Here is a 9,632-nt window from a genome sequence, read left to right as displayed (position 1 = left end):
TTTTCCGGCTGGCTGACGGTGGTGAGGACATAGCCGAAACCGGCACAGCCCGTCTGTTTCACCCCTAACCGCACGCCGAGCATATCTGCCTGTTTGCTCACCAGCTCGCGAATGTGCGCCGCTGCGGCAGGGGTCAGCGATAATCCGCGCCATGCAAAATCTGTCGGATCAAACGTTTCTGAATGCTGTTCCATAAGTCCACCTCATGTATTGCGCCCTCTGGGCATAACACCATGTTAGTGATAATGATTATCACTTCAACCCCTCACTTGCAGGGGCATTCGGCTTAATCGCCCTTTTTGCATACTTTTATTAAGCATAGACCCTGATGACAGGCTTAACAGGCCCGACGGAGATTGTTTAATCTCTTGATAATCTTGATGATTAACAGAACAAATCGACCATAATGGTCAAAAGTTAAAATATGTATAGAAAATGCCTATTTTTGGAATAGCCAGATAGATAAGACGCAAGGACAGAGGATCTCCTGAAGGGCGGTGCCAGGTGAGCCAGGCTCTCCAGGATTGAGGCATGACCTTATTTGGGTACTTTGGGCTAACAGGCAAACCTGCGCCCCAGCAGGTTTTTTCTTTTTGTAAGCGTATTCTGAATCTCAGTCGGAAGGGTGAGGCGAACGCCGCCGGGTGCGCTATGCTTCGGCAAAAGGGCAACATACGGAGGGGAAATGCTCATTGCAGTTGTGACCATCGCCATCGTTGCCGTCGTCATAACCGGTCTGGTTATCCTGTCTGCCATACAGGACATTAACAACGATTACTGAATGCAGAAAAAAGAAAGCCCTTAAGACTACCAGAAGTAATCTTAAGGGCTTCTCGCTCCATCCGGCGCTTATCTCCGGCACTCAATATGGCTTAGCTCTTGAAGGAGCATAGGAATAATCTCATAAACCTTGACGCGCGAATTAACATTTCTTGCGGCCCGCCAGTAAGTTCCCCTTTTTCAAGGTGATAAAAAAGAAAAAAGGCCGCTTTTGCGGCCTTTCGCTTTAGATCACAGCCGTAGTCAGCCGCGACGAGCAGCACAAGCGATTCTGTTCATCCAGGATCTCAATCTCCCAGACCTGATGGCGTGAGCCAGCATGCAGCGCACGGCAGACGCCGCGCACCCTGCCGCTGCGCACGGAACGAATATGGTTGGCATTCACCTCCAGCCCCACCACCTTCTGCTCTCCTTCGGTGCAGAGATAGCCCGCCACCGAGCCCAGGGTTTCGGCCAGCACCACCGACGCACCGCCGTGCAGCAGCCCAAAGGGCTGATGGGTGCGGCTGTCGACCGGCATAGTGGCCTCCAGTTCATCCTCGCCGATACGGGTAAACTGGATATCCAGCAACCCCACCATATTCCCGTCGCCCATGGCGTTTAACGCCTGTAACGTGACAGCCCGTTTCCAGATCATCCCATAATCTCCAGTAAGGCCTGCAGTGGATGGCGCACGCCGTTGCCCTCGACGCGTTTGACCTGGCTGCGGCAGGAGTAGCCGGTCGCCAGGCAGCGGTTGCGCGGCAGGCGCTGCATCGCCTGGTGCCAGGAGAGCTCATAGATCCCCAGCGAGTTCGCATGGTTCACCACCTCGTGCCCGTAGGTTCCGGCCATGCCGCAACAGCCAACGCTGACGCTCTCCAGCTTCGCGCCAAAACGGGCAAAGATGGCCGACCACTGTGCTGGCGCGCCCGGCAATGCGGTTACTTCGGTACAGTGTCCGAACAGATACCACGCCTCGCCGCTGGTCTCCTGGGCGGGTTGCGCATCGAGCATCGTCGGCAGCCACTCATGTACCAGCATGACGTGGAAGTCGCCGCGCTTGTCACCGAGGGTGTGCTTGTACTCATCGCGATAGCAGAGCACCAGCGCCGGATCGACCCCAACCATCGGCATACCCAGCTGCGCCACCCGGTTAAGGAAATCCGAGGTTTTTTGCGCGGTTTTCGCAAAGCGGTTGAGGAAACCTTTGATGTGCTGCGCCTTGCCGTTCGGTGAAAACGGCAGCAGCACCGGCTGGTAGCCTAACCGCTCGGCAAGACGAATAAAGTCCGCTACCACCTGGGCATCGTAATAGCTGGTAAAGGGATCCTGCACCACCAGCACCGTTTTCGCTTTTTGCTCTGCGCTCAGCGCCTCAAGCTGCTCGAGGGTCAGGTTGGCAGAGCGGTGGCCGACCATCTGACGCTGCAGGGAGGGCGTGGAGAGCAGCGGCAGGTCGATCATGCCGATATGCTTCTCGGAAAGTTTACGTACCAGCGGCTGGTTAATAAAGAAGTTAAAGGTGCGCGGCGCGCGGGCCATCAGCGGGGCATAACTCTCCACCGTCGCGACCAGGTGATCGCGCATCGGGCGCAGATACCGGCTGTGATAGAGCTGCAGGAAGCGGGAGCGGAACTCCGGCACGTCGATCTTAATCGGGCACTGGGTAGAGCAGGCTTTACAGGCCAGGCAGCCCGACATCGCCTCTTTCACCTCGTGGGAGAAGTCGTACTCCCCTTTACGCGCATGCCAGCTGTTGCGGGTGCGATCGATAAGGGTGCGCAGGCTGGCGCGTTTCTCCGGCAACTCTTTCTCCAGCGCAAGCGGATCGACGCCGCGTTCGGCCAGCAGACGCAGCCACTCGCGCACCAGCGTCGCACGTCCTTTCGGCGAGTGAATGCGGTTGCTGGTGATCTTCATTGACGGGCACATCGGGCTTTTCGCATCGAAGTTAAAGCACAGGCCGTTGCCGTTACACTCCATCGCCCCGCGCCAGGAGGCGCGCACGGCTATCGGGATCTGGCGGTCAAAGGTGCCACGCTTGACCGCATCCACCTGCATCATCGGGGCGTCGACACCCTCCGGCGGACAGATTTTACCGGGGTTGAGGCGGTTGTTCGGGTCAAAGGCCGCTTTGATTTTGCGCAGCTCGCCATAGAGCTGTTCGCCAAAGAAGGCAGGACTGTACTCTGCGCGGAAGCCCTTCCCGTGCTCGCCCCACAGCAGGCCGCCATATTTGGCGGTGAGCGCCACCACCTCATCGGAGATCTGCTTCATCAGGATCTCCTGCTGCGGATCGCACATATCCAGCGCCGGGCGCACATGCAGCACCCCGGCATCGACATGGCCGAACATGCCGTAGCTCAGGCCGTGGCTGTCGAGCAGAGCGCGGAACTCCACGATATAGTCCGCCAGGTTCTCCGGCGGCACGCAGGTATCTTCAGCAAACGGTATCGGCTTGGCAGCCCCTTTGGCGTTGCCCAGCAGCCCCACCGCTTTTTTACGCATCGCATAGATACGTTCGATGCCAGCGAGATCGTTACACAGTTGCCAGCCAATCACCCCGCCCTCGCCCCGGGCGATAAGTTCGTCCAGCCGCTGGCACAGGGCAGCGACCTGGCTTTCGATAAGCGCTGCGTCATCGCCAGCAAACTCAACAATGTTCAGGCCCAGCATCTCTTTATCGGGCACGTCAGTGATAAGTTCGCTCACCGAGTGCCAGACGATATCTTCCCGCGCCAGGTTGAGCACTTTTGAGTCGACGGTCTCAACAGACAGCGCCCGGGCATCCACCATAAACGGCGCATTACGCAGCGCAGAGTCGAAGGAGTTGTACTTCACATTCACCAGGCGGCGCACTTTTGGCAGGCGGGTGATATCGAGACGCGCTTCAGTGATAAAGGCCAGCGTCCCTTCTGAGCCGGTGAGGATACGGGTCAAATCGAACTGGCTGAGATCGTCATTAAAGACATGACGCAGATCGTAACCGGTCAGGAAGCGGTTCAGTTTCGGGAATTTATCAATAATCAGCTGGCGGTTATCGCGGCAGCGTTCCAGCACGGTGCGGTAGATGCGCCCGGTGGCGGTGTTGTCCTTGCCGAGCGTTTCGGCAAGCTGAACCGGCACAGGCTGGGTATCAAGAATATCGCCGCCCAGCAGAACTGCCCGCACGCCGAGAACGTGATCGGAGGTTTTACCATAGACCAGCGAGCCCTGTCCCGAGGCGTCGGTATTGATCATCCCGCCGAGAGTAGCCCGGTTACTGGTCGACAGCTCCGGGGCAAAAAAATAGCCGTAAGGCTTCAGAAACTGATTGAGTTGATCCTTAATCACCCCGGCTTCCACCCGCACCCAACCCTCTTCCGGGTTGATCTCAATGATGCGGTTCATGTAGCGGGACATATCGACGACGATCCCCGTGTTAAGCGCCTGGCCGTTGGTGCCAGTGCCGCCGCCGCGAGGGGTGAAAATCAGCGAAGCGAAACGCTCCTGGGAGGCCACACGGGCCAGGAGCGCCACATCAGCGGTAGAACGGGGAAAAACGACTGCATCGGGAAGTAGCTGGTAGATACTGTTGTCGGTCGCCATGGTCAGCCGGTCGGCATAACGTGTGGCGGTATCGCCGGTAAAACCCTGTTGCTCCAGTGCCTGCAAAAAATTAAGCACCAGCTGAACGACGCCGGGTGCCTGAGAAATTTGTGGGATCATTACTGTCGACCCTGCCCAATCTTAAGAGTTGTAGATAATCGTTTGCGTTGTGTCTCACATTTTGTATCACATTTTAAACGTATCCGCCCGACAGAATTACAGGCAGAATCTGCCTGTTAAAAATGGCTGAAATCACTAATGATTGTAGTGATGCGGTTTTATGTTCTCGCCGGTTTGCCGGTGTTCTCAAAAGGTAAATTTCATCTATGGTCAATCGACACCAGCCCAGGGACGTTGCACAAGTTTTGCTGTCGGTGCTGTTTCTGGCAATCATGATTATTGCGTGTCTGTGGATTGTTCAACCCTTTATTCTCGGTTTTGCCTGGGCAGGAACGGTGGTTATCGCCACCTGGCCGCTATTTATTCGTCTTGAACGCTTACTGTTTGGTCGCCGGACGCTGGCGGTGCTGGTGATGACGTTACTGCTGGTCCTGCTCTTTGTCATTCCTGTCGCGTTGCTGGTTAATAGCCTGGTCGACGGCAGCGGCCCGCTCATCAGCAGTGTCACCAGCGGCGATATGACGCTGCCGGAGCTGGCCTGGCTCAACGATATCCCGCTGATTGGCGATAAACTCTATGCCGGCTGGCATAACCTGCTGGATATGGGCGGCAGCGCGATTATGGCGAAAGTACGGCCTTATATTGGCGCCACCACCACCTGGTTTGTGGGTACCGCCGCCCATCTTGGCCGCTTCGTCGTGCACTGCGTGCTGATGCTGCTGTTCAGCGCCCTGCTCTACTGGCGCGGCGAGCAGGTAGCGCTGGGCGTTCGCCATTTCGCCACCCGTCTGGCCTCGACACGCGGCGACGCGGCGATGCTGCTGGCGGCGCAGGCCGTGCGGGCCGTGGCTTTAGGTGTGGTGGTGACTGCTCTGGTGCAGTCGGTGCTGGGCGGTGTGGGTCTGGCGATCGCCGGGGTGCCTTACGCCACCCTCTTTACGGTGCTGATGCTGTTAACCTGCCTGATGCAGCTGGGGCCATTGCTGGTTCTGGTCCCGGCGATTGTCTGGCTCTACTGGAGCGGCGATACCACCTGGGGCACCTTCCTGCTGGTGTGGAGCTGCGTGGTAGGCACGATGGATAACGTCATCCGCCCGATTCTGATTCGCATGGGGGCCGACCTGCCGTTGATACTGATCCTCTCCGGCGTTATCGGGGGGCTGATTGCTTTTGGGATGATCGGTCTGTTTATCGGACCGGTACTGCTGGCCGTCTCCTGGCGACTCTTCTCTGCGTGGGTGCACGAGGTCCCGCTGCCGCCGACCGATCCTGCTGTCCTGCTCGCCTCCCTTAACGAAACGGACGAGGTCAACAAGTAACGCTCCCGTTCTGGTGGGTTCGCCCACCAGAATGTTAAGCTCCACTTATCAATTGGGTTTCCCTTAAGCGCTGCTAAAGCCTTTCCTGCGCGTAATTCCTTCAATCTACTTCATAAATTCTTCATGCTTTTTAAACTATTGAGACGAATCTGATCGACGCAAAAATTCCCTATGCCTACTATTAGGTCACGGTTATGAATCAACAACACCTTGATTTATAAGCATGGAAATCCCCTGAGTGAAACAACGAATTGCTGTGTGTAGTCTTTGCCCATCTCCCACGATGGGCTTTTTTTTATCCTGCAAACCAGGCGGGAGAAAAGACTCCCGCCTTTACAGCACCTTAGCTCGCGCTCTTCTCAACCGTGCAGTGACTCACCATACGCCATTCGCAAGGTAATACCCGGGTGTCGCCCGTTGCCTCGACAGTGACCACCTCGCGAATATCCGCCGACGATGCCCCGACCTGCAATTCAAACTCGCCCGGCTCAACCACGCGTTTGCCGTCCCGGCGCGTAAAGTTGAAGAGATCCACAGGCAGGGTAAAGGTGAGCGTGGCGCTTTCACCCGGAGACAGCGTGACGCGCTGGAAGGCTTTTAGCTCCTGCAACGGCCGCACCTGGCTGGCGACTTTATCCCGGACGTAAACCTGGACCACTTCGCTCCCGCTGCGCTCGCCGCTGTTTTTCACGTCGATGCTCAGCGTCACCTCGCCGTCGACGGGCACCCTGCTCTCAGCCAGCCGTGCGGCTCCCCAACTGAAGGTGGTCCAGCCCAGGCCATAGCCAAAGGGATAGCGAGCCCCAAAGTGGAAGGCGAACGGCGTACCGCCGCTTTTCAGCTTGTGGTTGTAGTAGAAAGGCATTGCCCCCGCGCTTTTCGGTACGCTGACCACCAGCCTGCCCTGTGGCTCTGCCCGCCCGGTCAGTACGTCGGCGATGGCCCAGCCGCCTTCCTGACCCGGCGCCCAGGCCATCATCAGGGCCGCTACGCGATCTTCCAGCCCCTGCAGGTTGTATGGCCGCCCTCCCGTCATCACCACGATCACCGGTTTGCCGGTCGCCACCAGCGCCTCCAGCAACTGCTGCTGTACGCCGGGCAGATTCAGGCTGTCCGTATCCGAGCCCTCACCCACGGTGCCGCTCTGGAACAGGCCCGCCAGGTCCCCCACGCATGCCACCACCACATCGCTGTCGTTGGCGACCCGCACAGCCTGCGGGATGAGCTGGGTATCCTGCGAAACCGGCGTCTTCAGCATCTGTTCACCGCTGCTGTCCCCCGGGAAAACCGGGGCTCCCGCCATACGTTTTTCGATGATATGACACCCTTGCGCATACTGAACGTGGGCCTCGCCCAGGTAGTGCTTCAGCGCCTGCAGCGGGGTGGTCACCTGAGCGGTCTCTTCCACCATGTCACTGATGATCAAATGGACCGGGAAGCTGTAGCCGCTTAACAGCGCCAGCGGATCGTCCGCCGTGGGCCCGACCACCGCCACGCGAGGTTTGCCGGAGAGAGGCAGTACGCCGCGGTTCTCCAGCAGGGTGAGCGAGCGTGTCGCCACCTCGCGGGCCACCCGGCGAGTCTCGTCACTTTGCAGATCGATGGCGTTTTCGTCGGCATAGGGATGTTCAAAGAGCCCAAGGCGGAATTTTTCGGTCAGCACGCGGGCGACGATCTCATCCACTTTCTCCATGGCCATCAGGCCCCGCTCCACCGCCCCGGCCAGATGCCGGGCGCAGTCATCTTTTGGCAGTTCGACGTCCAGCCCGGCGTTAAAGGCCAGCGCGGCCGATTCGGCTGCATCGTGAGACACACCATGGTGCTGATGCAACAGACTCACGCCGCCGTAATCCGCCACGATGATGCCGTCAAAGCCCCACTGCTCGCGCAGCACGGTGGTGAGCAGGAAGTGGTCGCTGTGGCCGGGTTGATTATCAATATCGTGATAAGCCGGCATCACTGACCCGGCATTCGCCAGCTTCACCGCCATCTCAAAGGGCAGCAGGAAGGTGTCGTTGAGTTCGCTGAAACCAAGATGGACCGGGGCGTGGTTGCGCGCCCCTTCGCTAAAGGAGTGGCCAACATAGTGCTTGAGGGTCGCCAGCAGATCGCGCTTATCGCCCTGCAAGCCCTTAACATATGCCGTTGCCATCACCCCCACCAGCCACGGGTCCTCGCCAAAGGTCTCTTCTGTTCGTCCCCATCGCACGTCGCGGGAGACGTCCAGCACCGGTGCCAGCCCCTGCTGGCAGCCAACCGAACGAGCCTCGTTACCTATCTGTTCAGCGGCACGCTGCACCAGCTCCGGATCCCAGGTTGAACCGTAGTTCAGTGAGGAGGGAAACAGGGTGGCGTCTTTACACAGCAGCCCCACCAGGCACTCTTCGTGGAACAGCGCCGGTATACCGAGCCGCGTCTCCTCCATCATCATGCGTTGCAGACGGTTAGCGGCGCGCACGCCGGTTCTGGCATCAACAATGTGGGTGCCCAGCGGACGGGTGATCTGCCCGACGCCCAGCTTCAGGCGTTCGCTCAGGGCGGCCTGTTCACTTACGCCGGCAAATTCATCGCTCAAATCGCTACGCTCACGGTGGTTGCCGTTCTCATCGAGGATCAGCCAGTAAGCGTGCATCTGGGCAAATTTCTCTTCCGGGGTCATGCGCGCCAGTAAGTCGGCGACGCGCTCCTGCACGGGACGGCCCGCATCCTTGTAAATAGCAGTCATCAGTTACTCCTGAGTTGCGGAATGAATTGCCGGGCTGAGGTGCCCTGCCTCGTTACGGGTTTCACGTTTGCTGGCGAGTTCACGCGCAATGGTATCCACCAGTCGGCTGTTGAGCTTGTAGACAGCCAGCAGCAGCACCATGCAAATAAACAGGCCGCAGGGGATCAGGGTGAACAAGGCGTTGATCGTAGAGAGCACGTGCGGGGCCTGGGTGGCCTCTCCCGGCGCGTAATCCACCATCCCCAGCACCCAGCCCACCACGGCACCGCCCAGCGCAAGACCAAATTTGATGGCGAACAGCGCGGTAGAGAACACCAGCCCGTCGAGTCGGCGACCGCTGCGATGCTCTTCGTAGTCCACCACGTCCGAGAACATGGTCCACTGGAGCGGCGTGGTCAGGTTTTGTATGAAGCTGAAGATGATATTCAAACCAAAGATCAGCCAGACCTGGGAAGGCGGAATGAAGAAAATCAGCGCGCCAAAAATAACGAAGGTATTAATGGTCCACTGATAAGCGCGAACCCGGTCAAATTTCCCAAGCAGGCGTTCGGATAATAAGGCGCCGCTCAGCGAAGCCACCATCCCAGAGACAATAAAGGCAAAAATCAGTTCGGGGCGCAGCAGAACATATTTCACGTAATACATCGTTGCTGACCCACGCGTGACCACCGCGGTAAGCAGGAGAATATTGAACAGAAAAACGATTCGCCACTGGCTATTTCCGGCCAGCAGTTTTAAATCCGTCAGCATTGAGCCCGAGGTGTCATTACGGGGAGAATAACGTTCGCGGGTCATAAAGAAACAGCAGAAGAATAAGATAATGCCTAATAACCCCATAAGGCTCATGGCATAAAAATAGCCCTTCTGAACGTTATCATTGCCTAAATAAGAGACCAGCGGTAAGGCGATAACCGTGACGATCAGACCGCCGATAAACGACAAACCAAAACGCCAGGATTGCAGGGAGTGGCGCTCGCGCGGATCCAGCGTCAGAGCGCCGGGCATTGCGCAGTAAGGCACGTTAATGGCGGAGTAGATAAGGCTTAAAATAGCGTAGGTTACGCAGGCATAGATAATTTTTGCCGTGGCGCCTACCTCCGGAACATAGAAGGTAATCA

The 9,632-nt window shown here is 57.8% G+C and carries 5 protein-coding genes, 1 other RNA gene and 1 pseudogene; 2 read left to right on the top strand and 5 right to left on the bottom strand.

Annotated features, from left to right (window positions below; all coding sequences use genetic code 11):
• From sufA to ydiJ, 3 genes and pseudogenes are all read right to left on the bottom strand, one after another.
• Positions 1-194 (bottom strand): annotated as a pseudogene (gene sufA, locus WFM46_RS20830) (Fe-S cluster assembly scaffold SufA); the annotation flags it as partial.
• Positions 195-1,006: 812 nt separating this feature from the next.
• On the bottom strand, positions 1,007-1,417 hold the full coding sequence (gene menI / locus WFM46_RS20825) for a 1,4-dihydroxy-2-naphthoyl-CoA hydrolase (RefSeq protein WP_103179321.1): 411 nt from the start codon (positions 1,415-1,417) through the stop codon (positions 1,007-1,009).
• Entirely contained in the window at positions 1,414-4,470 is a 3,057-nt protein-coding gene (gene ydiJ, locus WFM46_RS20820) for a D-2-hydroxyglutarate dehydrogenase YdiJ (RefSeq protein ID WP_336998423.1), read from the bottom strand. The genes menI and ydiJ overlap by 4 nt, the downstream gene beginning before the upstream one ends.
• Before the next feature lie 206 nt (positions 4,471-4,676).
• Here ydiJ and ydiK point away from each other — a divergent pair, with 206 nt between their 5' ends.
• Together ydiK and rprA are read left to right on the top strand one after the other, a co-directional pair.
• Positions 4,677-5,789, top strand: a complete 1,113-nt coding sequence (ydiK, locus tag WFM46_RS20815; RefSeq protein WP_336998422.1) for an AI-2E family transporter YdiK — start codon at positions 4,677-4,679, stop codon at positions 5,787-5,789.
• A 188-nt stretch (positions 5,790-5,977) separates the two neighbouring features.
• Positions 5,978-6,088, top strand: an RNA gene (gene rprA, locus WFM46_RS20810) — antisense sRNA RprA.
• Positions 6,089-6,132: 44 nt separating this feature from the next.
• On the opposite strand, the gene WFM46_RS20805 is transcribed toward rprA, so the two are convergent.
• Positions 6,133-8,514, bottom strand: a complete 2,382-nt coding sequence (locus tag WFM46_RS20805; protein WP_336998421.1) for a glycoside hydrolase family 3 N-terminal domain-containing protein — start codon at positions 8,512-8,514, stop codon at positions 6,133-6,135.
• A 3-nt stretch (positions 8,515-8,517) separates the two neighbouring features.
• A partial coding sequence (locus WFM46_RS20800) for a glycoside-pentoside-hexuronide (GPH):cation symporter (RefSeq protein ID WP_336998420.1) occupies positions 8,518-9,632 on the bottom strand: 1,115 nt, incomplete at its 5' end.

Origin of the sequence: Leclercia sp. M50 (genome assembly GCF_037150775.1) — a bacterium.
Lineage (GTDB): Bacteria > Pseudomonadota > Gammaproteobacteria > Enterobacterales > Enterobacteriaceae > Enterobacter.
This window is presented reverse-complemented; position numbering and strand designations above follow the sequence as displayed.

Bases quoted from the DNA above. Each gene is read 5' to 3' on its own strand.
- menI (WP_103179321.1), bottom strand. From the start codon at position 1,417: ATGATCTGGAAACGGGCTGTCACGTTACAGGCGTTAAACGCCATGGGC.
- ydiJ (WP_336998423.1), bottom strand. From the start codon at position 4,470: ATGATCCCACAAATTTCTCAGGCACCCGGCGTCGTTCAGCTGGTGCTT.
- ydiK (WP_336998422.1), top strand. From the start codon at position 4,677: ATGGTCAATCGACACCAGCCCAGGGACGTTGCACAAGTTTTGCTGTCG.
- WFM46_RS20805 (WP_336998421.1), bottom strand. From the start codon at position 8,514: ATGACTGCTATTTACAAGGATGCGGGCCGTCCCGTGCAGGAGCGCGTC.